Raw genomic sequence first — 22,975 nt, 5'->3', positions numbered from 1 at the left:
ATGGAAGGGACTCGCCGTCGCGGCGCCCGCCTCCGGCTCGCCCTGGCGGGCGCCGCGACCATCGCCCTGCTCGGCCCGCCGGCCTGGATGTGGCAGGACAGTCTCATGCCTGGCGCGTACTCCGTCATGGACATGGGGTACGCGGACTACGGCGGCGCCCTGACCCACGTGGCCGCCGCGGACACCTCCGCGCACGGCTCGCACGCGGAGCACAGCGGGCACTCGGCGCACCCGGCGTCGGCGCGCAGCCTGACGTCGCTGACGGCCGACAAGGACCGCGCGGCCGACGTCGTGATCACCCTGGTCGCGCGCAGGCAGCGGTTCCGGCTGGCCGGCGGCCACTCCGTGGACGGATACACGCTGAACGGCGCCTCGCCCGGCCCGGTCATCCACGCGACCGCCGGGCAGCTGGTGCAGGTCCGCCTGGTCAACGAGTCGGTGCCGGACGGCATCACCCTGCACTGGCACGGCGTCGACGTGCCCAACGCTGCGGACGGGGTCGCCGGCGTCACCCAGGACGCGGTCGGCGTGGGCAGGTCGTTCACCTACCGGTTCGTCGCCGGCCAGGCCGGCACCTTCTGGTACCACTCCCACCAGATGTCCCACGAGCAGGTGCGCCGCGGTCTGCTCGGCGCCCTGGTGGTGACCCCGGCTGCCCGACCGCCGGCGGGCACGGCCGACGTCGTGGCGCTGCTGCACCTCTACGACGGGGTCCGCACGATCAACGGACGGGAGGGAGACGTCCGCGCCGAGGCGCGCCCCGGCGAACGGGTGCGGGTCCGGGTGATCAACACGGAGAACGGCCAGACGCCCGTATGGGTCGCCGGCGCCCCGTTCCGGCTCGCCGCCGTCGACGGCACGGACCTGCACGAGCCCGCTCCCGTACGGGACACCGCCGTGATGGTCACGGCGGGAGGCCGGGCCGACATCGAGGTGACCATGCCCGAGGACGGCTCGCCGGTGCGGGTGCACATCGGCGGCCCGGCCGGCGTCGTGCTCGGCTCGCGGTCGTACGACGTGCCCGCCGTCCCCCGGCCCGCGACCTCGCTGGACCTGCTCTCCTACGGCACGCGGGCGCCGCTCGGGTTCGACCCGGACCGGCCCGATCGGCGGTTCGACTACGAGATCGGGCGCCGCCCGGGCTTCCTGGACGGACGTCCCGGCATCTGGTGGACGATCAACGGTCACATGTTCCCCGACGTGCCGATGTTCGTCGTCGCGGAGGGCGATGTGGTGCGGGTGCGGATCGTCAACGACAGCGGCGAGCCGCACCCGATGCACCTGCACGGCCACCACGCCGTGGTGCTGAGCCGCGACGGCGTGCGCGCGACGGGAAGCCCCTGGTGGGTGGACTCGCTCGAAGTCGGTTCCGGCGAGTCGTACGACATCGCCTTCGTCGCCGACAACCCGGGCATCTGGATGGACCACTGCCACAACCTGCCGCACGCCACGGAGGGTCTGGTCGCCCACCTCATGTACGAGGGAGTCACCACGCCCTTCACTGTGGGCGGGACGGCGGGAAACGAGCCGGAGTGAGTCCCTGCCGGGGCCTGTACGCGAACCTGATCGCGTAGGTCGGCCGACGCGCCGTCAGGCCAGGGGCAGCGTGATCGTGAACAGGCAGCCGGGCCCCTCGTTGACCACGCCGATCTCGCCGTCGTGGGCCTCCACGATGCCGCGCGCGATCGCGAGGCCGAGCCCGGCGCCGCCGTCGGGCCCGGGCGTCCGCGCCGCCTCGCCACGGAACGCCACGTCGAAGACGCGGGGAAGGTCCGCCTCCGGGATGCCGCCGCAGCCGTCCAGCACCGACAGGCGGGCGATCGTCCCCTCCGCCACCGCCCGCACGACGACCGTGCCCCCGGCGGGCGTGTGGCGGATGGCGTTCACCACCAGGTTGCGTACGGCCCGGCCGAGTTGCCCGGCGTCCGCGGACACCGGGACCCGCGGGTCCGCCTCGCCGGTCAGGTGCACGCCCTCGGCGCGGGCCAGCGGTTCGACGGCGGCGAGGGTGTCCGCGACGAGGTCGCCGAGCCCCGTGCGGGTCAGCCTGGGCCGCAGCGTGCCCGCGTGGATGCGCGACAGCTCGAACAGGTCCTCCACCATCCCCGCGAGCCGGTCGACCTCCACCCTGATCTGGACGTGGTAGCGCTTGACGGTCTCGGGGTCGTCGGCCACCCCGTCCTCCAGTGCCTCCACCATCGCCCGCATGCCCGCGAGGGGAGTGCGCAGGTCGTGACTCACCCAGGCGACCAGTTCGCGGCGCGCGCTCTCCAGCGCCCGCTCACGCTCGTGGCCCAGCCGCAGCCGCTCGTACGCCTGCTCGAGTGCGGTGCTGATCGTCTGCAGCTCGGCGGGGAGCGGCGCGCGCGGCGGGGTGAACCGGCCGGAGGGCGGCACGCTCTCCAGCGCGCCGACGAGGCTCCTGCTGGCGTGCACCACAGTGCGGGCGTTCACCAGCGCGACGCCGAGGCCCACCAGGCCACCGATGGCGACGACACTGAGCACGATGTTCTTCGGCCCCCCATCGATGATCATGGCAAGGGTGATGGCGACCACCCCGGCCAGCGTCGCGGCGACCGTCACGGCAGCGACGACCGCGAGCATCACGCCGATGGACCGGCGGCGCAGCACCCGCAGCAGCGCCAGACCGAGGGCCGCGATGACGAGGCCGAGGCCGGCGGCGACCGCGACGATCTGGACGATCACGGCAGGGGCTCGTAGCGGTAGCCGACGCCCCAGACCGTGACGATGCGGCGCGGATCGGTGGGGTCGTCCTCGATCTTCTCCCGCAGCCTGCGCACGTGGACCGTCACCGTGGAGGAGTCACCGAACGACCAGCCCCAGACCTGGTCGAGCAGGGCCGTGCGGCTGAACGCCTGACGGGGGTTGCGCAGCAGGTAGACGAGCAGGTCGAACTCCCGGGCGGTCAGCGTGATCTCCTTTCCGCCCAGGCGCACCTCGTGGGCGCCGACGTCCACCACGAGGTCGCCGTCGCGCAACACTCCGGTGCCCGTCGGCACCAGTGCGCCGCGGGCCCGCCGCAGCACGGACTGCACCCGCAGGGCCAGTTCGCGCGGGCTGAACGGCTTCGCCACGTAGTCGTCGGCGCCGGTCTCCAGGCCGACCACCCGGTCCATCTCCTCCCCGAGGGCGGTCAGCATGATCACCGGGACGGGCCACCGCTCCCGCAGCTTGCGGCAGACCTGCAGGCCGTCGAGCTTGGGCAGCATCAGGTCGAGCACCATCAGGTCGGGCGGGTCGGCCAGGGCCCGCCGCAGCGCCTCTGCCCCGTCGCCCACGCACTCGACCTCGTGCCCGTCCCGCTCCAGATAGCGGGCCACCACCTCGGCGACGGTGGGGTCGTCGTCCACCACGAGGACACGGGCGGGATTCGGGGGAGTCTTCGGCGCAGGCACGGATTCAACGGTACGTCCGCCGGACCACCCGGCCGAGCCCCGTCACCGTCTCGTAAGAACCGGCCACGCGAGCAGTCCTGACCATTCGCCGCCAAACACGATGATTCACGTGAAACCTCATGGATCGCGGGTATGCGAACCGATTCTGGATCAAGCTCGCGGTTGTCGGTGTCACCGCGTACCTTGGGGCCATGGCCCGTACCGTACTGACCGTACTGGGGATCCTCCTGGCCCTGTGGCTGGTGTTCGGACTCGTGATCCCCGCACTGTTCGCGACGCTGAAGTTCCTGTTCATCATCGGGATCATCGCCCTCGTCGTCGTTGTCGCGGTCACCGTCGTCGGGAAGCTGTCCCGCTGAGGTGAACGCTCTCCAGGCCGCCGTCGGATCGCTCGTCTGGCTGCTGGCCGGGTTGGCCGCCGGGCCCTCGGGCCCCGGCGCGCTGACCGCGGCCGGCCTGGCCGGCGTGGCCGTCCTTGTCTTCGCCTGGATGCTCTGCCGGCTGACCGGCGTCCCCGTTCTGCGTCAGGGGCCGGGCAGGCCGTCGTACACCGGTGAGACGGCGATGGTCAGGCTGCGCGATCCCGGCGCGCCCGGCCGTCCCCGTCCCCGCGCACCATCAAGAAGCCCCGCGCTCGTCTGACCGGCCATCCGGTCGCGAGCGCTTTCGTCATGCCCTCATCCATCGGCAGAAGGCCACAGACGAAAGGCTTCCCATGTTCGACTTCGTGCTCGACCCCGCCTACCGGCTCATCGAGGCGCTCAGCCAGGTCACCGGCGGCGGGCTCGCGATCGTCCTCGTCACCCTCGCCGTACGGCTGTCGCTGCTGCCGCTGAGCGTCCGCGTCGCCCGTGCCCAGCGGATCAGGACGCGGCTCGCTCCCCAGGTGGACAGGCTCCGCACGCGGTGGAAGAACGACCCGCAGCGGCTCATGCGTGAGGTGAACGCGGTGTACGCCAAGGAGGGCGTCGGCCAGTTCACCGGTTACCTTCCGGCGTTCGCGCAGTCACCGTTCTTCATGGTGACCTACCGGCTGTTCACCGCCGCCGTGATCGCGGGGCACCCGAACCTGCTGCTGGCGCAGAGCGTGCTCGGCGTGCCGCTGGGGGAGCACCTCGCGGCCGCGGTCGCCGGGGCGGGCCTGGTCAGCCCGCCGGTCGCGGTGTTCGCGCTGCTGCTGGCGCTGCTCGTGGCCGTGGCCGTGATCGCCGCCCGCAAGGTCGAGCCCACGGCTCCGATGCGGCGCATCCAGCTCCTCACACCGTTCTGGACCGTGGCCGTGGCGGCCTTCCTCCCACTCGCGGCGGGCGTCTACCTGCTCGTGAGCAGCGCCTGGACGACGGCCGAGCGGGCCGTGCTCTATCCGCGCACGGCGTGACTGCGGGCAGCTGGAGTGCTGACAGCATGACCCGTGACCACGTGATCGTGACCTGGGCGGCCGGGGACGCCGGCGGGGACGGCCTGCGGACGACCGCGATCGCTCTCTACGAGCGGCTCGGCTTCATCGTCACCGAGTCGTGGGATTCCAGGGACGACCTGGCCTGCATGGAGCACGCCTTCGGCGGCGGAGGCGAAGCGTAACGACGGAAGAACGGCGCGACAGCGAGCACGCGACGGCAGAGCACACAGCGCGACGGCAGAGCACTCGGCGCGGCGGCGGAGGGGGCGGCGCGACGGCGAAAGCGCAGCGTGACGACATGGGCGCGGCGTAGCGGCGGGGACGCTCAGCCGACCTCGCGCAGCACCGGTGTTTCGGACAGCTCGTGATGCCCGTTCTGGGCTGGCCATGAGGCGGGGACGACGGCCCAGACGGTGGTCGTCTCCTCCTCGTGCCTCACTCCCCAGCGCTCGGCCAGGTATTCGACGATGCCGAGTCCGCGACCGCCGAGGGACGAGAGAGTCGGGCGGCCCGCGCGGGGTTCCGTATACGCGCCCCCGTCGCTCACGGCCACCTCGACCTGGGTGTCCGAGCACAGCCACGCCACTTTGAGCTGCCCGGACGGGAGAGGGTGGGCGTGTCGCAGCGCGTTGCTCAGCAGTTCGCTCATGATCAGAACGACGTCGTCGACAGCGGAGGCGAGCAGCCCCGCGCTCGAAAGATCGGCGCTGAGGCGCTGACGTGCGACGGCGACGCTCGACGGTGCGTACGGCAGCATCACGACGCTCGACGCACTCACCTCCCCGATCCCCCGTTCCTGCTGCACAAGCCAGTACGACCGAAATGCCCCGCTTACTCGGCCGGGAAACCGTGCCCCGGATCACAGCTTGTGCACATTGGACAATAGTTCAGTCCTTAAGTGGTGACGCCACGCTCCGATCTGTCTTATCAGGATGAAGATCCTGCGGAGTTCAACACCAGCCGCATCCGGGTTCCCCCACCGGATCGGGCCAGCGCGGCGACGTCTCCGCCCTGGGCGCGGGCGAGGTTGCGCACGATGTAGAGCCCGAGCCCGACCCCGCCGAACCTGCGCCGGTTGCCGCTGTCGGCCTGGACGAACCGCTCGAAGATCCGCTCCCGGTCGCCCGCCGCGATGCCCACTCCCTCGTCGTCCACCACCAGCACGACCCGGTCGTCCTCCGGCCACGCCTCGACCCGGATCAGGCCGCCGTCGGGGGAGTACTTGAACGCGTTCTCCAGCAGCTGGGCGAGGAGGATGTCGGTGGCCAGCGCGTCCCCGTACACGAAGGGGAGATCGGGTGGGATGTCGACCTCCAGCCGGTGCCGGTCGGACAGCACCGGCAGCCCGAGCGTCGCCGCGTGCACCCGGGCGGCCAGGTCGAAGGGCTCGACCCTGACCTTCAGCTCCTCCGCGCCCGCCCGCGCGCCGAGCAGCAGGTGGTCCATGAGCTGCCCGAGCGAGCGGGCGCGCTCGGCGATCGTGTGGACCGCCGAACGCCGCTCCTCGTCGGACAGGTGGTCCCACCGCGAGTCGAGCGTGCTGGCGAAGCCGTGCACGATCGTGATCGGCGTACGCAGCTCGTGGCTGGTGGTGGCGAGGAACAGGTCCTTGGCCTCCTCCAGCTCCTTGGCCCTGGTGACGTCGCGGAAGTCGACGACGGTCTCCCCCGTCTCCCGGATCTCCGCGCACAGCACGTCGAGCCATCGGCCGGACGGGAGCTGGAAGGTGAGCTTCTCCCCCGGCGCCGGCAGCGGGAAGGGCAACGGCCTGCCGATGACCCGGTCCGCCGGGTGGTCCGTCAGCTCGGCCGCCGCAGGGTTCCACCGGACGACCGCGCCCGCGCCGTCCAGCACCGCGATGCCGTCGGCGCTGGCGTCGAAGACGGCCCGCTCGTGGGCGCGCTGCCGCACCGCGTCCTGGTAGGCCATGGCGTTGGCGACCGCGATGCCGGCGTGCCCGGCGAGGAGTTCGAGCAGTTCGAGCTCCAGATGGCTCGCCTTGCGCCGGGCGAACAACGCGTAGAGCGCTCCATAGGGACGCCCGCCCACGGCGGCGATGCCGACGGCGATCGTGTGCAGGCCGGGCACCCGCGCCCAGATCAGGTCCTGAAAGCCCTCGGGGCCGGTCTCGAGCAGCACGGTCTTGCCGGTGCGCAGCAGCTTGGCGACCAGGCTGGTGTGCAGCCCCGCGGTGGCCCCGCGCAGCGTCTCCGGCAACTGGTGGACGCCGACCAGGCGCAGCCGCTCCCCCTCGATGGACACGAAACCGCCGGCGTCGGCGCCGGTCAGCTCGGTCAGGCTCGCGGCGATGCGGTCGAGCACGACGGGCAGGTCGAGCTCGGCGTTGATGTCGCCGACCACGTCCGTCAGCCGCCGCACCAGTCGGGCGCGGCGCACCATCCTGCCGTGCGCGGCGTCGTCGTCCTCGGCGGCGTGGTAGACGCTCACGTAGCCCAGCAGGACGCCGGACGGCGAGCACAACGCGCTCGTGTCCACCCGCAGATCGAGCAGCCGCCCGTCGCGGTGGAGGCGCTTGGTGGTCAGCGACACCCGGCCGCCCGCGCGTACGCGTTCGAGCACGGCGTTGTGCTCGGCCATCAGCTCGTCGGGCACAAGCGGGGCCCGCCTGCCCAGCAGATCGGACGCGGGCCAGCCGAACAGCCGCTCGGCCGCCGCGTTCCAGTTCAGCACCGCCAGGTCGCGGTCGAGCGCGACGATCGCGTCGGGGGAGCCGGCCAGGACCGCACGCGCGAGGCCCTCATCGGCGTCGTCGAGGATCGCGTCGCCGAAAGCCGCGTCGCCCAGGGCGGCATCATCCAGAGCAGCGTCATCCAGGGCAACGGCGCCGGAAGCCGGATGGCCGTCGTCGGCGGAAGCCGCGTCGCCCAGGGCAGCGACGTCCGGAGCCCCGGCGTCCGCACCCGCGGCGTCCGCACCCACGGCGTCCGGGACCGCGGCGTCCGGGACCGCGGGGGCGAGGTCCGCCGCCCGGCCGTCCACGCTGCTGTCACCCACGTCCCCATCGTGCCGTCTTTCACCTTTTGATCTTGGGGTTTTCCGTCACCTCGCGACCGCTCCGATACGCTGCCTGCACGCAGAGAAGAGAAAGTGGGGCGCCCATGTCCACCGAGGACCTCGAAGCCCTGCTCCGCGTGACCTCGCCGGGCTACGTCGGCGTGACCCCGCCCGAGGTCGCCTTCGGCACCATGGACGCGCCGGTGGGCCGCCTGGTCCTCGCGGTGACCGCGCGCGGCGTGCTGGCCTGCACCTACGAGGACGAGCACGAGGTCTTCGCCCGAGTCTCCCGCGCCGTCGGCTCGTTCATCGGGCCCGACCCGCGCCGCATCGATCCCCTGCGCAGGGAACTGGACGCGTACTTCACGGGCAGGCTGCGCACCTTCTCCCTTTCCGTTGACCTGCGCCTGGTCACCGGCTTCAGCCGTACGGTGATCCAGCTCATGCCGGCCGTGCCGTACGGCAGCGTCACCACCTATCAGGAGATCGCCGAGCGGATCGGGCGGCCGCAGGCGCCCCGCGCGGTGGCCAACGCCCTGGCCGGCAACCCCGTCTGCCTGCTCCTGCCGTGCCACCGGGCGGTGGATGGTCCCGGCTCGCTCGGCGGGTACGCCGGCGGCCCTGCGGCCAAGGAGCACCTGCTCCGCCTGGAGGGCGCTCTCTAGCCGGGTAGTTCCGAGAGCCGGCATCGCCTGGAGCACCCGCCGAGGGTCAGGTGCGGCGGGCGGCCCCGACGGTGCGCTCGGCGCGTACGGCGAGGTCGTCGCGCACAGGATGCAGCACAGGATGCGGCGCGGCATGCGGCGCGGGCTGCCGGCGTCCAGGAGCGCGCGCCGAGGGCGGCGAGGGCCTCGGGGTCCTCGGGGCTCAGTGCGGGTGCGTTCGAGACCGATCTCACCTTGAGAGGCGCCGGCCAAGACCATGCGCACGCTATCTTCCCGACGCACTGTTGGTATGTTTACCAACGGCGCGTCGGGAAGTCGGGGCGCTCGTCGTCCCTGAATTCCTGCTTCTGAGGAGTGTCATGTTCCTGGCCTGGCGCGAGCTGGTCTTCGCCCGCGCACGCTTCGGCCTGATGGGCGGAGTCGTCGCCCTCATCGCGATCCTCGTCGTGCTGCTGTCCGGCCTCTCCTCCGGGCTCGTCAACGACGGCGTCTCCGGGCTCAAGCGGTTGCCCGTCACCGCGTTCGCCTTCGCCGAGGGCACCAAGACCGACTCCGCCTTCTCCCGCAGCACCGTCAACGTGAGCCAGGCCGAGGTGTGGAAGGGCCGCGACGACATTGGCGACGCCGCGCCGTTCGGCAACACGCTGGTCAACGCCAAGGCCACGACCTCCGCCGGCGCGCAGGTGCCGATCGACCTGGCCCTGTTCGGCGTCGATCCCGGCTCCTTCCTCGCACCCTCCGTCTCCGACGGCGCCGGACTCGGCGACCCCGACGGGATCGTGGTCAGCAAGACCGTCTTGGACGAGGGCGTGGCGATCGGCGACACCGTCGTCGTCGACCGCCTCGGCACCCGGCTCAAGGTCGTCGGCACCACCGGCGACCAGCGCACCTTCGGGCATGTCGACGTGGCGTACCTGCCGTTGCGCACCTGGCAGCAGGTGCACGCCGGCGCCGGGCCGGGAGACGAGGTGCGTGACGGGGCATACGAGGAGGCCACGGCCATCGCCCTGCGCGCCCGGGACGGAAACCGGATCGACCTGCCCGGCGGCGACGCCGCGGCGGGCACCACGAGCATGACGCTCGGGGAGTCCTTCAACGCCTCCCCCGGCTACTCCGCCGAGACCTCCACGCTCACGCTGATCCAGGTCTTCCTGTACGCCATCTCCGCGCTCGTCGTCGGGACGTTCTTCACTGTGTGGACGATCCAGCGCAAACACGAGCTCGCCGTCATACGGGCCATGGGCGCCTCGACCGGCTATCTCATGCGGGACACGCTGATCCAGGCGACCGTCATCCTGACCGTGTCCACCGCCGTCGGCTTCCTGATCGGGGTGGGCGGCGGCAGCCTGCTCACCACGACTCCCATGCCGTTCCTGCTGGAGGTGGGGCCGATCGTCCTCGCCGCCCTGCTCCTCATCGGCCTCGGCCTCGCCGGCGCCGTGGCGGCCGTGGGCCGCATCGTCCGCGTCGACCCGCTCGCAGCCCTGGGAGGGCAAAGATGACCACCAGCTCGACGTCCCCGCGCCCGGACTCGCTCCGGTCCGGCGCTCAGGAACGCGGCGGCCTGCTGGTGGAGGGCGTCACCCTGACCCTCGGCGACGGGGACGCCACGGTCACCGCGCTCGACGACGTGCACCTCGGGGTGGCGCCCGGCGAGTTCGTCGCCATCGTCGGGCCGTCCGGCTCAGGCAAGTCGAGCCTGCTCGCCGTCGCCGGCGCGCTCACCACGCCGGACACCGGCCGGGTGCTGCTCGACGGCGTCGACATCACCCGGGCGAGCACCCGCGAGAAGGCGCGGCACCGCCGCGAACGGATCGGGTTCGTCTTCCAGTCCGGCAACCTCATCCCGGCCCTCACCGCGCTCGACCAGCTCCGCTTCGCGCTCGACGTGGGGGGCAAACGCCCGGCCGACGGTCACGACCCGCGAGAGCTGCTCGACCGGGTGGGCATGGGGCACCGCGCCGGGCATCGTCCCCACCAGTTGTCCGGCGGCGAGCGGCAGCGCGTGGGCATCGCCCGCGCACTCGTCACGCGTCCGGCTGTGCTTCTCGTGGACGAGCCGACCGCCGCGCTCGACCGCGCCCGCAGCGACGACATCGTCACGCTCCTCGCGCACGAGACGCACGAGTCCGCCGTCGCGACGATCATGGTCACCCACGATCACGATGTGCTCGGCCACTGCGATCGCGTCCTGTCGATGGTGGATGGGAGACTGTCGGAATAGGCCGACCACGGTGGAGGGGAGCAGGTGCCACGCATCCGGGCGTCTACCGTTGCCGAGCATCGGGCCGCCCAGCACCGGGCGCTGCTCGACGCCGCCAGGCAGATCCTCGCGGAGACCGGCCGGCCGCCGACGCTGACCCGGGTCGCGGAGCGCGCCGGGCTGGCCCGCCCCAGTCTCTACCAGTACTTCCGGTCCTCAGAGGACCTGCTGAACGCGCTGGTGGAGGACGTCTTCCCCCGCTGGTCGGCGGGGGTCGCCGCGGCGATGGACGCCGCCGCGACCCCCGGCGACCGCGTGCTCGCCTACGTGCTGACCAACTTCGAGCTCATCAGCGAGGGTGAGCACGCGCTGGCCACCGTCCTCGCGGAGGTCGCGCCGGGCGACACGGTCGCCGAGCAGAGCCGTGCCATGCACCGGCAGCTCCTGGAGCCGCTCGTGCGGGCGCTGCGCGATCTCGGCGTCTCCGCGGTGCCCGAGACCGCGGAGATGATCAACGCCATCGTGTTCGCCGGGTCCCGGCTGATCGAGTCCGGCACCGACCTGCAGACCGCCTGGGAGTCCGCACGGGCGCTGCTGGAACCGTTCGTGCGCACCGCGGGCACGACCGTCCGCCCGTCCTGACCCGCCGGACGCGCCCTCGAACGGCTCGTGGAGCGTCAGGTGAGGCTCGATGAACTCAACGGCGCGACCGCAGGCGGCGGGCCGGGACGGACAGCGCCACGGTCGCCAGCGCGGCCACCAGGAACGCGGCGAGCGCGGCGTTCATCCAGGGCTGGTGGACGAACCCGAGGGCGAGGCGGACCTCGGTCCAGATCCCGTCCCACCAGCCGACGGTCGGGGTGGAGGTCACGATCCAGTACGCCGCGAACCCGAGGATCCACGGCACGACCATGAGCCAGCGCGAGGGGGCGTCCTCGGCCGTGTTCCACCGGGCGGCCCCGCCGAGCAGGAAGTAGTCCACCACGAGCACGGCGAACATCGGCACGAACACCGCCCCGATCACGCTCAGGAACGCGCCGTAGGAGTTCACGTCGGCGAACAGCGCGATCAGCGTGGTGAGCACGCCGATCACGACCGAGATCACCCGGCGGTCCCAGCGCGGCGCGAGGTTCTGGATCGACACGGTCGTCGAGTAGACGTTCGCGAACGACTGGTCGGCCTCGCGCAGCACCAGGATGCCGAAGAACACGACCCCGAGAGGGGCGGCCACGAACGGGTCCCACACCTTGTCCCCGTCGTTGCCGACCAGGGCGAGCGCGGCGATGCCGAGGGCCAGGCAGGCCACCTGGGCGATCGTGTATCCGGCGACCACGCCGGTGAACGCCGCGCCGCTCGACCGCGAGTGCCTGGCGTAGTCGGCGGCCATCGGCACCCACGACACCGACAGCGCGATGACGTAGTCGACGGCGGGGGCGAAGGCGTCCCAGGTGCCGCCCCCCACGGACGGCCCCTGCCGGAACAGGGCGATCGACAGCCAGATCATCGCGATCACCACGCCCGCCGTGACGTACCGCCGCAGCAGCCGCAGCGCGCCGAGCGGCCGGATCGTCAGCGCGATCGTCAACGCACCCGCCGCCACCGCCCACACCGCGTACGGCACCGCCGTGCCGAACAGCGCCTGCGCGCCGTTGGCGATGACCCACAGCTCGAAGGCGCCCCAGCCGAGCATCTGCACGATGTTCAGCACGGTCGGGATGTACGAGAGCCGGGCCCCGAACAGGCCACGCAGCAGCACCATCGCGGGCCGCCCGGTGCGTACGCCGGGGATCGCGGCCAGGCCGACCATCGCGGTCCCGAGCAGGCTGCCGACGACGGCGGCGAGCACCGCCGCGGTGAACGTGAGCGGCTTGCCGCCCAGCGGGTCGAGCAGGAACAACGCGCCCGAGAAGCCGAGGAGGCTGACGCCGAGGTTGGCCCAGAAGGCACCCTGGTCGAGCAGGCCCAGCGTCCTCGGGGCTTCCTCGTCCAGAGTGAGCGGAACCTCCGCGTGCACGTCGTCGACGACGGCAGAAGTCATCACACGCTCCCTACGCCGGCATTATCCGGACAGGTTCATGCGGTCGGCGGCACGAGTTCGATCCGCCCTCTCAGCCCGGTCACGCCCGAGCTCCCGCGGGGTATTGATGATGTCTTTGGGATTATGACACTTCTTTGACCGTTTTCCTACGCCGCCCCCGTCCTACGCCACGTAGGGCGCCTCGCCGGTCTCGCTCACCATCGGGCGCCCGACGGCGGCCCAGGACCGCATGCCGCCGTCCACGTTCACGGCGTCCCGGCCGATGTGGTTGAGCCACATCGCGGCGTGCGCCGACCGGCCGCCGACCCGGCAGACCACGTACACCGGCCGGTCGTGCGGCACCTCGTCCGCCCGCGTCTGCAGCTCGCCGAGCGGGATGTGGACGGCGCCGGGCGCGTGGCCCGCCACCCACTCCTCGTTCTCGCGCACGTCCAGCAGGTACGCGTCCTCGGGCAACGCGTCGGGGGCGATTTCCGGCAATGTCATGCGCCCATTGTGACGGCACGCCACCGATGCCCGGGCCCAGGCGGCGAGCTGTGACCCACGGTGATCCGCGGACCGCGCCCTTTCAGTCCCGCCTACTTCAGCAGGCGCGACATGCGGCGGTCGGCCAGCGGCTTGCCGCCGGTCTGGCAGGTCGGGCAGTACTGCAGCGACGAGTCGGCGAACGACACCTCCCTGATCGTGTCGCCGCACACCTCGCACGCCTCGCCCGTACGGCCGTGCACGCGCAGGCCCGACTTCTTCTCCGACTTGAGGTCCTTGGCCGCCAGCCCCCTGGCCCGCTCGACGGCGTCCCGCAACGTGCTCACGATCGCGTCGTGCAGGTCGGCGACCTGGCCGTCCGTCAGCGTTCCGGCGATCTTGAAGGGGGACATCTTCGCGACGTGCAGCACCTCGTCGGAGTAGGCGTTGCCGATGCCCGCGATCACCTTCTGGTCCCGCAGCAGGCCCTTGATCTGCGCGCGGCTGCCGCCCACGATCGTCTTGAGCAGGTCCGGCGTGAAGTCCTCGGCCAGCGGGTCGGGCCCGAGGCCGGCGATGCCGGGAACGTCCTCGGGATCGCGCACCGCGTAGACGGCCAGGCGCTTCTGCGTGCCCGCCTCGGTCAGCTCGAACCCGGGGGCGCGGCCGTCCTCGCCCGGCGACAACCTCACCCGGACCGCGAGCGGGCCCTTGCCCGGCCGCACCGGTTTGGCGCCGGTGAGGTCGTCACGCCAGCGCAGCCAGCCGCCGCGGGCGAGATGGGTGACGAAGTGCAGGCCGTCGCAGTCGACGTCGAGGAACTTGCCGTGCCGCGCCACGCCGGTGACGAGCAGCCCGGCGAGCGCGGTGACGGGCGGGTCGACGGTCTTGAGCGCCTGGAAGGCGGTCACGTCCACCCCGATGACGGCACGGCCGACGGCGTGCTCGCGGAGGAACTCGGCGAGCGCCTCGACCTCGGGCAGCTCCGGCATGCCCTCACACTAACCCCGGCCGGTCAGGGGACGTCCCAGAACGCGAGTTCGTGCTCCATGCCGCGGACGAACATCTCCCGGGCGCGCGCCGGGTCCGGAGCCGCCTCGTCGATCATCACGGCGATGCGCGCGGCGAGGGCGGCGAACCCGGGGTCGGCGTAGGTGTCCACCCAGGCGCGGTAGCGCGGCTCGGCCGGCGGATCGGCGGCCAGGATCCGGCCGAGCGTCGAATAGCCCCACATGCAGGGGTAGAGCGCCGCCAGCCCCGCGCCGTAGTCCGCCGCCGACTCCAGCAGGAACGAGGTGTACGCCGCGCAGGCCGGCCCCTTCACCGCGCCGTCGAGGTCGGCGCCGAAGCCGGCCGCCAGCGACCGGTGCAGGTCGAGCTCGTCGTGCCACGTCGCGTGCGCCAGGTCGACCAGGTCGCCGAGGTGGGCGTCCGGAGCCTGCCAGGCCAGCCGCGAGAACACCCGGACGTAGTCGAGCAGGAACAGGTAGTCCTGCTCCAGCCATGACCGGAAGACCGCCTCGGGCAGGTCGCCCGCCGCGATGCCGCGTACGGTCGGGTGCGCGAGCTGGGCGTCCAGCATCGGCCGCCCGATGGCATGCAGGTCCGCAGAGATTCCCATAAGGGCTCATTGTGGCCGTAATCCGCGAGTTAGGCTCGACTCCGTGACACTGACGATCGCCGAGGAAGTGCTGCTCCTGGCCTACCGGGAAGACACCGGCAAGCCGGTCATCGGGTCGGTGGAGCTCGACTGCGCGCTCGCCGGGGCCCTGCTCGCGGAGCTGACCGTACGCCGCCGGGTGGACCTCGACGGCGCGAAGGTCGTGCCCGTCGATCCCACCCCTGTGGGCGAGGAGGAGCTGGACACGGCCCTCACCCGCATCGCCGAGGAGCGCGGTCCGCGCAAGGCCGACTGGTGGGTGGGCAAGCTCCGTGCGAGCAAACTGCGCAAGCGGCTGCTGACCCGCCTGGCCGCCCGGGGCGTGCTGAGCGAGCAGGTGGGCAAGATCCTGGGGATCTTCCCCACCACGCGCTATCCCGAGCTCGACCCGAGCCACGAGCAGGGCGTGCGGGAACGCGTTCATAACGTGCTGGCCGGAGCCGAGCCGGACGAGCGGACGGCGGTCCTGATCGCGGTCATGCACGCGGCGAAGCTCGACCGCAAGGCGTTCCCCGACGCGCCGAAGGGCCGGATCAAGGAGATCGCCGAGGGCCAGTGGACCGCTGAGGCCGTTCGCAAGACGATCGCGTCGATCCACGCCGCCGTGGCCGCGGCCACGACCGCCGCGACGGTCGCCGCCACCGCCGGGAGCTGACCCCCTGCCGCTCGTGCCGCGCACGTCGTGCGCCGCGCGAGCGGCGGTGCCCCCACGCGGGGACGACGGCCTACTTGGTGATGACGTCCTTGGGCACCTGCTTGTCGGCGGCGAGCGCCTCGAACAGGCGCAGCGCCTTCTGGGTGTCCCACTTGACCACCGCCTGGCCGCCGATCGTCGGCAGCGAGCCGATCGGCACGGCGGTGGCGACCGGCCCCTCGCGCATCGCCATGCCGACCGACAGCAGGTCGAACAGGCCGGTGCCGGGGTCGACGGCGACGGAGTCGGCCGCGCTCAGTGCCAGCGGGACCGAGGTGAACGGATTGATCAGCGTGCCGGGGCTCGCGGCCTTCTGGACGACGGCCGAGAAGAACTGACGCTGCCGCTGGGTGCGCTCGAAGTCCGGGATGGCGCCGGTGGCCCGGGTGCGGACATAGCCGAGCGCGGTGCCGCCGTCCATGTCCTGGCAGCCCTTCTTCAGGTTGATCCCGGCCTTCGGGTCCTTGATGTCCTGCTTCACGCAGATGTTGACCCCGCCGACCGCGTCCACGATGCCGACGAACCCGCCGAAGCCGATCTCCATGTAGTGGTCGATCCTGATGCCGGTCACCCGCTCGACCGTCTTGGCCAGCAGCTTCGGCCCGCCGAAGGCGTAGGCCGCGTTGAGCTTGGTGCTGCCGTGCCCCTCGACGGGGACGTACGAGTCACGGGGCAGGCTGACCAGGGTCGGCCGGCCGCTCTCGGGGATGTGCAGCAGCATCATCGTGTCGGTGCGCTTGCCGACCGCCTTTCCGGTGGCCAGCTTCTTGCGCTGTGCGGCCGTCAGGCCCGCCCGGCTGTCCGACCCGACCAGCAGCCAGTCCTGGCCCGGTGTCTCGGCGGGCCGTCCGTCGTAGTCGGTCAGCGACTCGACCGGCTTCAGCCGGGACCCGATCCAGAAATATCCGGCGACGGCGGCGACGAGCAGGAGCACGACCACCACGACGACGACCCGCAGGACGATCCTGCCCCTCCGTCGCGGCCCGCGTCCGCCGCCGCGTACGGACCCGTCGCGGCCCGTCGGCCCGCCGCCCCCGCCGTGCGGGGCGCCTGCCCGGTCTCCGGCCTCGTGCTTGTTCCCGCCGAGCGGACGGACCGGGCTGTCGCCGGAGCGCGGCTTGCCGTACACCTTGGACCGGACGCGGGGGACCGTGTCCTCCCTGCCGGACCCTGCCGGAGCGGCCGTCTGAGGCCGGCCGGGCATGGGCTGGGCCGCCGGTGGCGGAGCCGCCGGCGGCCGGGCCGCGCGCCGGTACGCACGGGTCGCCTCGTCCTCGTCGGCCACCTGAACCCCCAGCCCTCAGCGTCCTTGCGACTGCTTTGTCCGCAGCGGCGGAAGTCTTTACCGCTGCGCCCCCGTCTTCACGGTACCCAGACGTCCTCTAAGCAGTCAGTAAAGGCTGCTGGGAAACACAGGAGAGATTCCAGCCGTTACGGTGGTATACCACCACGCGAAAGGATCGTCGTGTCCGTTCCGGACCCCTGGAGTACCTGCCCGTGCACCAGCACGGGATCTCATGATCGCACGGCGGCCGCCCGATGAGCGCCGCTCTGGGCCTCCTGGCCGTTCTCCTTCTGACCCTGGCCACCGGATTCTTCGTGGCGCAGGAATTCGCCTTCGTGGCCGCCGACCGCGGCACCCTCCGCGAGCAGGCGGCGGCGGGCGACGTCGCGGCGCGCCGGGCGCTCGATATCACCGGACGCCTGTCGTTCATGCTCTCCGGCGCGCAGCTCGGGATCACCGTCACCACCCTGCTGGTGGGCTTCATCGCCCAGCCGGCGATCGCCGACCTGCTGCGCGGCCCCCTGGAGGCCGCCGGGCTGCCCGGTTCGGCCGTTCCCGGTGTCGCGGTGGCCCTCGGGGTCGCGATCGCCACGGTCGTGCAGATGATCATCGGTGAGCTGGCCCCCAAGAACCTCGGCATCGCCCGTCCCGACGACGTCGCGAAGTTCCTCTCCCGTCCGACGCACCTCTATCTCGTGGTCGCCGGACCGGTCATCCGCCTGTTCGACGCCGCGGCCACCCGGCTCGTGCGCCTGTTCGGCATCGAGCCCGTCGAGGAGCTCGAACACGGCGCCACCCCCGAGGAGCTGTCGCGCATCGTGGCGGAGTCGGCCGCGGCCGGCGAGCTGCCGCCCCGGCTGGCGGACATGCTGGAGCGGGCGCTGGAGTTCGGCGACCGCACCGCCGAGGACGTCATGGTCCCCCGCCCCCGCGTGGTCTCGCTGCGCGCCGAGTGGCCGGTCGACGAGTTCCTCGACGCCCTGCGCACGCACGGCCACTCCCGCTATCCGGTCCTGGGCACCGACGCCGACGACGTCGTCGGGGTGGCCGGGCTGCCCGAGTATCTGAAGGCCGGCTCGCCCTCCGACGGGCTCGTCGGCGGCATCACCCACGCGCCGCTGCTCGTCCCCGCGACCCTGCCGCTGCCCGAGCTGCTGCGGCGGATGACCTCCGCGGGTGAGACGTTCACCTGCGTGATCGACGAGTACGGCGGTCTGGCCGGCGTCGTGACGCTGGAGGACCTCGCCGAGGAGCTCGTCGGCGAGCTGGTGGACGAGAACGACCCCGAACCGCTCGGCGTCGTACGGCGCGGCGCGGGCGTCTGGGACGTGCCGGGCACCCTCCGCCTCGACGAGGTCGAGCGCGCCACCCACATCCGGCTGCCCGAGAGCGAGGACTACGAGACCGTGGCCGGCCTCGTCCTCGCGCTCCTCGGCCGGATGGCCGAGCCGGGCGACCGGGTCGTCTCCAGCCTCGTGCCCGAGCCGCACCTCTTCGACGACGGGGACGACGACGCCGAGCGGGCCGTGCTCACGGTCCTGAGCGTGCGCCGCCGCGTCCCCGAGTGGGTGCGGGTGTCGACGGAGGCGTCGGCGGACGCGCCGGCCCAGGAGCCGGCCGATGCCGACGCCGGGGAGCGGCACGGGCGGGAGAAGGCCCGCACGGCGGCCCGCGGCGGGGGCGGCGCCGACTACGCCCCCGAGCTCTTCTCCGCGCTGTTCCAGGGACGGCCCGCATGAGTTCTCTCACCGGCGTTCTGCTCGGCGTCGTCCTGCTCGCCGTCAACGGGTTCTTCGTCGCGGCCGAGTTCGCCCTGGTCTCCGCCCGACGCCACCGGCTGGAGGAGATCGCCGTCCACGGCGGCATGCTGGCCAAGGTCACGGCCCGCGCCGCGGTCAGGGGCGGACGCGAGCTGTCGCTCATGCTCGCCGGGGCGCAGCTCGGCATCACCCTGGCCTCCCTCGGCCTCGGCATGGTCGCCGAGCCCTCCATCGAGCACCTGATGGAGCCGGTCCTCACGCTGCTGCCGGAGTCGCTGCGCACGCCCGTGGCGTACGTCGTGGCGCTCGCCCTGGTGACGTTCCTCCACATGGTCGTCGGCGAGATGGCGCCCAAGTCGCTGGCGCTCACGCGGCCCGAGCGTGCCGCGATGGGGCTGGCGCTGCCGTTCCGCGGCTTCGCCTGGGTCGTCCGCCCGATCCTGGCCCTGCTGAACGCGCTGACCAACGGCATCCTGCGGCTGGCCGGCGTGCGGCCCCGCGACGAGCTGGCCACCACCCGCACACCCCGCCAGCTCGCCATGCTGGTCGCGGAGTCGGGCCGGATGGGCATGCTCGACCGCGACGAGCACGACCTTCTCACCCGCGCCCTGCGGGTCCACTCCCAGCCGGTCGAGCGGCTGATGGTGCCCGTCGGCGACGCGCCCTCGGTGCCCGCGAACGCCGACGACCTGCTCGTCCGCCGGACGGCCGCGCACGGCGGGAGCCTGCGCATGCTGGTCGTCGCGCACACGACGACCCCCGGCGACGTGGTCGGCGTGCTCCACGTGCGCGACGCGGTCCTCCAGCCGGGACGCAGGGCCGGCGAGCTGGCGACTCCCGCCCCCCGCATGGCGAAGGACACCACGATCTCCGACGCCGTGACCCTGCTGCAGGAGGCCCGCGCGCAGCTCGGGCTCGTCACGGACGCCGGCGGCACACCCGTCGGTGTGATCGATCTCACCACTCTGGTCGGCGAACTGCTCGCCGCCTGACGGATGCGGCGCGCCCGCCGCGTGAGCGGGCGCGCCGGCCCGGGGCGGCAGGGGCAGCGCAGGGCGGCAGGGAGCGGCACGACCCCGCCCCGGCGCCCGCGATGTCCCCGGAAATCTCCCACTGCGAGACGTCTGCGCCCACGAACTGGGACAGAGGGTAAAGATCACCCCGTGCAAGCGCGGGGAAAGTGGTTTGAAAGGCGGTCTCCTGAGAATGTGCAGTGCGCGACGGAGGGGCCCCGATCTTCGGGGCCCCCGCCGCGACATCGTCAGGAGTGCCCGTGCCGTACGGGCCGGAAGGGGAGGCCGGACGTGGACGCTTCGCTTGCGATCAGGCGAGGCCACCCGTCTGGCCGGGGGCCGCAGGGGGTGATCCCCCTCCCCGGTGCAAAGAAAGAACCCCGCCGGGCGGAAGATTTTCTTCCGGCCGGACGAGGCCGCTCACCTGCTCGGAGGTCCCGGGGGGTTGCCACTCTTGGCACAAAAAGAAAGCCCCGCGGAGGGGAAGCTCTGCTTCCGATCACACGAGGCTGCCCGTCTACCCGGGGGTTCCAGGGGGTTGCCCCCCTGGGCGAGACAAAGAGAAAGCCTCACGGGTGGGAAGCTTCGCTTCCGACCACACGAGGCTGCTTTCTCGTGGGCAAGGGGGGAGTTGAACCCCCACGTCCTTTCGGACACACGGACCTGAACCGTGCGCGTCTGCCATTCCGCCACTTGCCCTTGCGGTTGACCCCCATCTCTGGGTGCCTGGAAAGGTTAGCACGTATCCGCCCGTGCTTACGAACCCGGATACGATCCTTCTAAACGACGATGCGAAGGGGCTCAGTGCAGCACCGGAGCGGTCGCGACCATAGTGGCAATGGAAGGGAGGGATCCGGTGGGAGTCCTTCAGCGCTTCGAGCGCAGGCTCGAAGGGTTGGTTGAAGGTGCCTTCGCTCGGGCGTTCAAGTCCGATCTCCAGCCGGTCGAGGTCGCCAGCGCCGTGCAGAGGGAGATGGACGAGCGCGCCGCGATCGTCGCTCAGGGTCGCACGCTCGTGCCGAACGACTTCGTGGTGGAGCTGTCGACGACCGACAGCGAGCGGCTGGAGGTGTACGCCGACAGCATCAGCCACGAGCTCGCCACTCTCGCACGGGAGTACGCCAAGGAGCAGGGCTATTCGTTCGTCGGGCCGGTGCGGGTGCGTTTCGAGACCGCAGACGACCTCGCGGTCGGGCTCTTCCGCATCCGGTCGGGTGTGATCCGGGGCGCCACGGTCGAGCAGGACGAGATCCGACAGCCGCCGAGCGACGTGCCGGCCGGCCGGCCCAGCGCGTTCCAGGGCCGTCCCCGGCTGCTCGTCTCCACGCAGGACGACCCCCAGGGCCAGCGCTCGTACGAGCTGACCACACCGGTCACTTTGCTGGGCCGCGGAACCGATTGTGATCTTCGGCTGGTGGATCCCGGCGTATCACGGCATCATGCCGAGCTAAGAGTGGAAGGGCCGCAGGTCGTGCTCGTGGACCTGGGCTCGACCAACGGCACCTTCATCAACGGCCAGCCGATCCGCAGGATCGAGATGCAGGACGGGACGAGGGTGACGCTCGGCCGCACGACACTGGTTTTCAGGCGCGATTAGAGGTAGACAAACGGTCCATGTCCGAGCTAACGCTGCTGCTGATCCGGCTCGCCTTCCTGGCGGTGCTGTGGTTCTTCGTGATCGCCGCGGTCGGCGTCATCCGGACAGACCTGTTCGGTCCGCGTACGGCTCCCGCGCCCGCACGCAAACCGGTCAAGCAGCCCCGATCGGTTTCCAAGCCCAAAAAGGGCGAACCCCGCCAGCTGATCGTCACCGGTGGCCCCCTGCAAGGGACCATCATCAACCTCACGGAGACGCCAATCACCATCGGCCGGGCGAACGACGCCACGCTGGTTCTCAGCGACGACTACGCTTCGAGCCGGCACGCCCGGCTCTTTCCTCAGGACGGCCAGTGGATCGTGGAAGACCTCGGATCCACCAACGGCACGTTCCTCGAACGCTCGAAAGTGACCCGCCCGACCCCGGTGCCCCTCGGAGTTCCGATCCGCATCGGCAAGACCGTCATCGAATTGCGCAAATGACCATCGCACTCCGCTACGCCGCTCGCTCGGACGTCGGGCTCCTCCGTGAAGGCAACGAGGACTCGGCGTACGCTAGCGGCCGCCTGCTGGCCGTCGCAGACGGCATGGGCGGGCATGCCCACGGCGAGGTGGCCAGTTCGGTCGCCATCGCCGCACTGTCGTCCCTCGACCGGGACGCCTTCGGCGGTGACCTGCTCAGCACCATCGAGGCGGCGGTCCGGGACGCCAACCACCAGCTGCACGCGATGGTGGCCCGGGACCCGAGCCTCAAGGGCATGGGCACCACCCTCACCGCGATGCTCTGGAGCGGCTCACGCTTCGCCCTGGTCCATGTGGGCGACTCCCGGGCGTACCTGCTCAGGAACGGCGAGCTGTACCAGATCACGCACGATCACACGCTGGTGCAGTCACTGGTGGACGACGGGCGGATCACCCAGGAGGAGGCCGCCAACCATCCCCAGCGCTCGATCCTGCTGCGCGCGCTGGACGGGAGCGGCGAGGTCGATCCCGACCTGCAGGACCGGGAGGCCCAGGTGGGCGACCGTTACCTGCTGTGCTCGGACGGCCTGTCCACCGTGGTCAGCGCCGAGACCCTGCACCACACCCTGAGCACGATCGACGATCCCGAGGACGTCGTCCGGCAGCTCATCGACCTCGCCAACCGAGGCGGCGGGCCGGACAACATCACCTGTGTGGTCGCCGACGTGGTCGAGGTGGACGACCTGCAGCCGCCCCTGGGGACGGCGGCGGTCGTCGGTGCGGCCGGCTCCGGCCGGGCCCGCTCGGCGCCGCCCGACACCCCCGCGGGCCGGGCCACGACCGTCACCGCACCCCAACCCGTGATCATCGACGACGACCTGGACGACGAACCCGCGCGCGAGGCCCAGGCCTCCGCGCGGCGTTCGCGCAAAAGCCGATCGGGCCCGAAAGTGGCCGTCGGTGTGCTGGTCGTCGCCGCCGCGCTCGGGGTCGGCGGCTACTTCGGCTATCAGTGGACCCAGAGCCAGTTCTACATAGGCGCCAAGGGAGACGAGCTGGTCGTCTTCCAGGGCGTCGACGCGGAGGTCGGGCCGGTGTCCTTCAAGAAGGTCGCCTACACCGACCACCTCCGCGTCTCGTCGCTGCCGGCGGTGCAGCAGGACCAGGTCCGCAGCGGCATCCCGGTCGACGACCTGCAGGCCGGGATATCCAGGATCAAGAGCTTCGGCGACTCGGCGACGCCCACGGCGGACGCCAAGTCGACGCCGACCCCCACGAGGTCCAGTAAGTGACTGCTGTCGAAG

General features: G+C 71.8%; 24 protein-coding genes, 1 tRNA gene and 1 riboswitch. Of the genes, 15 read left to right on the top strand and 10 right to left on the bottom strand.

Features of this window, described 5'->3' with window-relative positions; genetic code table 11:
• Window positions 1-1,536, top strand: coding sequence for a multicopper oxidase family protein (locus ACIBK1_RS03570; protein ID WP_396732002.1), 1,536 nt, complete (start codon window positions 1-3; stop codon window positions 1,534-1,536).
• 54 nt (window positions 1,537-1,590) lie between these two features.
• Here ACIBK1_RS03570 and ACIBK1_RS03565 read toward each other — a convergent pair whose 3' ends face one another.
• The gene (locus tag ACIBK1_RS03565; protein WP_030511013.1) at window positions 1,591-2,706 is read right to left on the bottom strand and encodes a sensor histidine kinase; all 1,116 of its coding nucleotides are present in this window, start codon (window positions 2,704-2,706) and stop codon (window positions 1,591-1,593) included.
• Complete coding sequence (locus tag ACIBK1_RS03560; RefSeq protein ID WP_030511014.1) at window positions 2,703-3,416, bottom strand: response regulator transcription factor; 714 nt, start codon at window positions 3,414-3,416, stop codon at window positions 2,703-2,705. Before ACIBK1_RS03560 ends, ACIBK1_RS03565 begins: the two co-directional genes overlap by 4 nt.
• A gap of 191 nt (window positions 3,417-3,607) precedes the next feature.
• Between ACIBK1_RS03560 and ACIBK1_RS03555 the strand changes: the two genes are divergently transcribed.
• The 4 genes from ACIBK1_RS03555 to ACIBK1_RS03540 all read left to right on the top strand — a co-directional run bounded on the left by ACIBK1_RS03555 (window position 3,608) and on the right by ACIBK1_RS03540 (window position 4,997).
• Window positions 3,608-3,775, top strand: coding sequence for a hypothetical protein (locus tag ACIBK1_RS03555; protein WP_167769268.1), 168 nt, complete (start codon window positions 3,608-3,610; stop codon window positions 3,773-3,775).
• Window position 3,776: 1 nt separating this feature from the next.
• Window positions 3,777-4,058, top strand: coding sequence for a DUF6412 domain-containing protein (locus tag ACIBK1_RS03550; RefSeq protein ID WP_030511015.1), 282 nt, complete (start codon window positions 3,777-3,779; stop codon window positions 4,056-4,058).
• Window positions 4,059-4,131: 73 nt separating this feature from the next.
• Window positions 4,132-4,794 carry a YidC/Oxa1 family membrane protein insertase gene (locus tag ACIBK1_RS03545; protein ID WP_396731999.1) on the top strand — a complete coding sequence of 221 codons (663 nt, stop codon included), beginning with the start codon at window positions 4,132-4,134 and terminating at the stop codon, window positions 4,792-4,794.
• Between the two features lie 26 nt (window positions 4,795-4,820).
• Window positions 4,821-4,997: a hypothetical protein gene (locus tag ACIBK1_RS03540; protein ID WP_156081148.1), complete on the top strand. Its 177-nt coding sequence runs from the start codon at window positions 4,821-4,823 to the stop codon at window positions 4,995-4,997.
• Between the two features lie 143 nt (window positions 4,998-5,140).
• Here the strand turns inward: ACIBK1_RS03540 and ACIBK1_RS03535 are convergent, their stop codons facing one another.
• The gene (locus tag ACIBK1_RS03535; RefSeq protein WP_308441062.1) at window positions 5,141-5,593 is read right to left on the bottom strand and encodes an ATP-binding protein; all 453 of its coding nucleotides are present in this window, start codon (window positions 5,591-5,593) and stop codon (window positions 5,141-5,143) included.
• 149 nt (window positions 5,594-5,742) lie between these two features.
• On the bottom strand, window positions 5,743-7,593 hold the full coding sequence (locus ACIBK1_RS03530; protein WP_030511019.1) for a PAS domain-containing protein: 1,851 nt from the start codon (window positions 7,591-7,593) through the stop codon (window positions 5,743-5,745).
• A gap of 341 nt (window positions 7,594-7,934) precedes the next feature.
• Here ACIBK1_RS03530 and ACIBK1_RS03525 point away from each other — a divergent pair, with 341 nt between their 5' ends.
• From ACIBK1_RS03525 to ACIBK1_RS03510, 4 genes are all read left to right on the top strand, one after another.
• A complete protein-coding gene (locus tag ACIBK1_RS03525; RefSeq protein WP_030511020.1) occupies window positions 7,935-8,495 on the top strand; it encodes a methylated-DNA--[protein]-cysteine S-methyltransferase in 561 nt (186 codons plus the stop codon).
• A gap of 359 nt (window positions 8,496-8,854) precedes the next feature.
• Window positions 8,855-9,997, top strand: coding sequence for an ABC transporter permease (locus tag ACIBK1_RS03520; protein WP_396731995.1), 1,143 nt, complete (start codon window positions 8,855-8,857; stop codon window positions 9,995-9,997).
• Window positions 9,994-10,719: an ABC transporter ATP-binding protein gene (locus ACIBK1_RS03515; protein WP_357312941.1), complete on the top strand. Its 726-nt coding sequence runs from the start codon at window positions 9,994-9,996 to the stop codon at window positions 10,717-10,719. Before ACIBK1_RS03520 ends, ACIBK1_RS03515 begins: the two co-directional genes overlap by 4 nt.
• A gap of 24 nt (window positions 10,720-10,743) precedes the next feature.
• On the top strand, window positions 10,744-11,340 hold the full coding sequence (locus ACIBK1_RS03510; protein ID WP_030511023.1) for a TetR/AcrR family transcriptional regulator: 597 nt from the start codon (window positions 10,744-10,746) through the stop codon (window positions 11,338-11,340).
• A 55-nt stretch (window positions 11,341-11,395) separates the two neighbouring features.
• Here the strand turns inward: ACIBK1_RS03510 and ACIBK1_RS03505 are convergent, their stop codons facing one another.
• The 4 genes from ACIBK1_RS03505 to ACIBK1_RS03490 form a co-directional block, all read right to left on the bottom strand.
• Complete coding sequence (locus tag ACIBK1_RS03505; protein WP_363421728.1) at window positions 11,396-12,736, bottom strand: purine-cytosine permease family protein; 1,341 nt, start codon at window positions 12,734-12,736, stop codon at window positions 11,396-11,398.
• A riboswitch (TPP riboswitch) is annotated at window positions 12,726-12,843 on the bottom strand. It overlaps the preceding gene by 11 nt.
• Window positions 12,844-12,898: 55 nt before the next feature.
• Window positions 12,899-13,222 (bottom strand): rhodanese-like domain-containing protein, encoded by a 324-nt coding sequence (locus tag ACIBK1_RS03500; RefSeq protein ID WP_030511025.1) that lies wholly within the window; start codon window positions 13,220-13,222, stop codon window positions 12,899-12,901.
• A 92-nt stretch (window positions 13,223-13,314) separates the two neighbouring features.
• The gene (locus ACIBK1_RS03495; protein WP_396731992.1) at window positions 13,315-14,193 is read right to left on the bottom strand and encodes an Fpg/Nei family DNA glycosylase; all 879 of its coding nucleotides are present in this window, start codon (window positions 14,191-14,193) and stop codon (window positions 13,315-13,317) included.
• A gap of 23 nt (window positions 14,194-14,216) precedes the next feature.
• Window positions 14,217-14,822, bottom strand: a complete 606-nt coding sequence (locus ACIBK1_RS03490) for a TenA family protein (RefSeq protein ID WP_030511027.1) — start codon at window positions 14,820-14,822, stop codon at window positions 14,217-14,219.
• Window positions 14,823-14,865: 43 nt separating this feature from the next.
• On the opposite strand from ACIBK1_RS03490, the gene ACIBK1_RS03485 reads away from it, so the two are divergent.
• Complete coding sequence (locus ACIBK1_RS03485; protein ID WP_030511028.1) at window positions 14,866-15,516, top strand: GOLPH3/VPS74 family protein; 651 nt, start codon at window positions 14,866-14,868, stop codon at window positions 15,514-15,516.
• A 70-nt stretch (window positions 15,517-15,586) separates the two neighbouring features.
• Here ACIBK1_RS03485 and ACIBK1_RS03480 read toward each other — a convergent pair whose 3' ends face one another.
• Window positions 15,587-16,840 carry an LCP family protein gene (locus ACIBK1_RS03480; RefSeq protein WP_396731989.1) on the bottom strand — a complete coding sequence of 418 codons (1,254 nt, stop codon included), beginning with the start codon at window positions 16,838-16,840 and terminating at the stop codon, window positions 15,587-15,589.
• 254 nt (window positions 16,841-17,094) lie between these two features.
• Here ACIBK1_RS03480 and ACIBK1_RS03475 point away from each other — a divergent pair, with 254 nt between their 5' ends.
• Together ACIBK1_RS03475 and ACIBK1_RS03470 are read left to right on the top strand one after the other, a co-directional pair.
• Window positions 17,095-18,579, top strand: coding sequence for a hemolysin family protein (locus ACIBK1_RS03475; RefSeq protein WP_357312929.1), 1,485 nt, complete (start codon window positions 17,095-17,097; stop codon window positions 18,577-18,579).
• Window positions 18,576-19,592, top strand: a complete 1,017-nt coding sequence (locus tag ACIBK1_RS03470) for a hemolysin family protein (protein ID WP_363421720.1) — start codon at window positions 18,576-18,578, stop codon at window positions 19,590-19,592. The genes ACIBK1_RS03475 and ACIBK1_RS03470 overlap by 4 nt, the downstream gene beginning before the upstream one ends.
• A gap of 637 nt (window positions 19,593-20,229) precedes the next feature.
• On the opposite strand, the gene ACIBK1_RS03465 is transcribed toward ACIBK1_RS03470, so the two are convergent.
• Window positions 20,230-20,312, bottom strand: a tRNA-Leu gene (locus ACIBK1_RS03465).
• Between the two features lie 157 nt (window positions 20,313-20,469).
• Between ACIBK1_RS03465 and ACIBK1_RS03460 the strand changes: the two genes are divergently transcribed.
• The 3 genes from ACIBK1_RS03460 to ACIBK1_RS03450 are packed head-to-tail and all read left to right on the top strand — an operon-like array spanning window position 20,470 to window position 22,963.
• Window positions 20,470-21,210, top strand: a complete 741-nt coding sequence (locus tag ACIBK1_RS03460; RefSeq protein WP_030511032.1) for an FhaA domain-containing protein — start codon at window positions 20,470-20,472, stop codon at window positions 21,208-21,210.
• A gap of 17 nt (window positions 21,211-21,227) precedes the next feature.
• Window positions 21,228-21,692 carry an FHA domain-containing protein FhaB/FipA gene (locus ACIBK1_RS03455; RefSeq protein ID WP_030511033.1) on the top strand — a complete coding sequence of 155 codons (465 nt, stop codon included), beginning with the start codon at window positions 21,228-21,230 and terminating at the stop codon, window positions 21,690-21,692.
• Window positions 21,689-22,963, top strand: coding sequence for a Stp1/IreP family PP2C-type Ser/Thr phosphatase (locus ACIBK1_RS03450; protein ID WP_030511034.1), 1,275 nt, complete (start codon window positions 21,689-21,691; stop codon window positions 22,961-22,963). The genes ACIBK1_RS03455 and ACIBK1_RS03450 overlap by 4 nt, the downstream gene beginning before the upstream one ends.
• The last annotated feature ends 12 nt before the right edge of the window (window positions 22,964-22,975 follow it).

It is taken from the genome of Microbispora rosea (genome assembly GCF_044460045.1).
Lineage (GTDB): Bacteria > Actinomycetota > Actinomycetes > Streptosporangiales > Streptosporangiaceae > Microbispora > Microbispora rosea.
Note: the sequence above shows the minus strand (reverse complement) of the source record. Positions and strands in the feature narration are given on the sequence as shown.

Coding starts and splice junctions, on each gene's coding strand:
- ACIBK1_RS03570 (WP_396732002.1), top strand. CDS start 1: ATGGAAGGGACTCGCCGTCGCGGCGCCCGCCTCCGGCTCGCCCTGGCG.
- ACIBK1_RS03555 (WP_167769268.1), top strand. CDS start 3,608: ATGGCCCGTACCGTACTGACCGTACTGGGGATCCTCCTGGCCCTGTGG.
- ACIBK1_RS03545 (WP_396731999.1), top strand. CDS start 4,132: ATGTTCGACTTCGTGCTCGACCCCGCCTACCGGCTCATCGAGGCGCTC.
- ACIBK1_RS03540 (WP_156081148.1), top strand. CDS start 4,821: ATGACCCGTGACCACGTGATCGTGACCTGGGCGGCCGGGGACGCCGGC.
- ACIBK1_RS03525 (WP_030511020.1), top strand. CDS start 7,935: ATGTCCACCGAGGACCTCGAAGCCCTGCTCCGCGTGACCTCGCCGGGC.
- ACIBK1_RS03520 (WP_396731995.1), top strand. CDS start 8,855: ATGTTCCTGGCCTGGCGCGAGCTGGTCTTCGCCCGCGCACGCTTCGGC.
- ACIBK1_RS03515 (WP_357312941.1), top strand. CDS start 9,994: ATGACCACCAGCTCGACGTCCCCGCGCCCGGACTCGCTCCGGTCCGGC.
- ACIBK1_RS03505 (WP_363421728.1), bottom strand. CDS start 12,736: ATGACTTCTGCCGTCGTCGACGACGTGCACGCGGAGGTTCCGCTCACT.
- ACIBK1_RS03500 (WP_030511025.1), bottom strand. CDS start 13,222: ATGACATTGCCGGAAATCGCCCCCGACGCGTTGCCCGAGGACGCGTAC.
- ACIBK1_RS03495 (WP_396731992.1), bottom strand. CDS start 14,193: ATGCCGGAGCTGCCCGAGGTCGAGGCGCTCGCCGAGTTCCTCCGCGAG.
- ACIBK1_RS03490 (WP_030511027.1), bottom strand. CDS start 14,822: ATGGGAATCTCTGCGGACCTGCATGCCATCGGGCGGCCGATGCTGGAC.
- ACIBK1_RS03475 (WP_357312929.1), top strand. CDS start 17,095: ATGAGCGCCGCTCTGGGCCTCCTGGCCGTTCTCCTTCTGACCCTGGCC.
- ACIBK1_RS03470 (WP_363421720.1), top strand. CDS start 18,576: ATGAGTTCTCTCACCGGCGTTCTGCTCGGCGTCGTCCTGCTCGCCGTC.
- ACIBK1_RS03455 (WP_030511033.1), top strand. CDS start 21,228: ATGTCCGAGCTAACGCTGCTGCTGATCCGGCTCGCCTTCCTGGCGGTG.
- ACIBK1_RS03450 (WP_030511034.1), top strand. CDS start 21,689: ATGACCATCGCACTCCGCTACGCCGCTCGCTCGGACGTCGGGCTCCTC.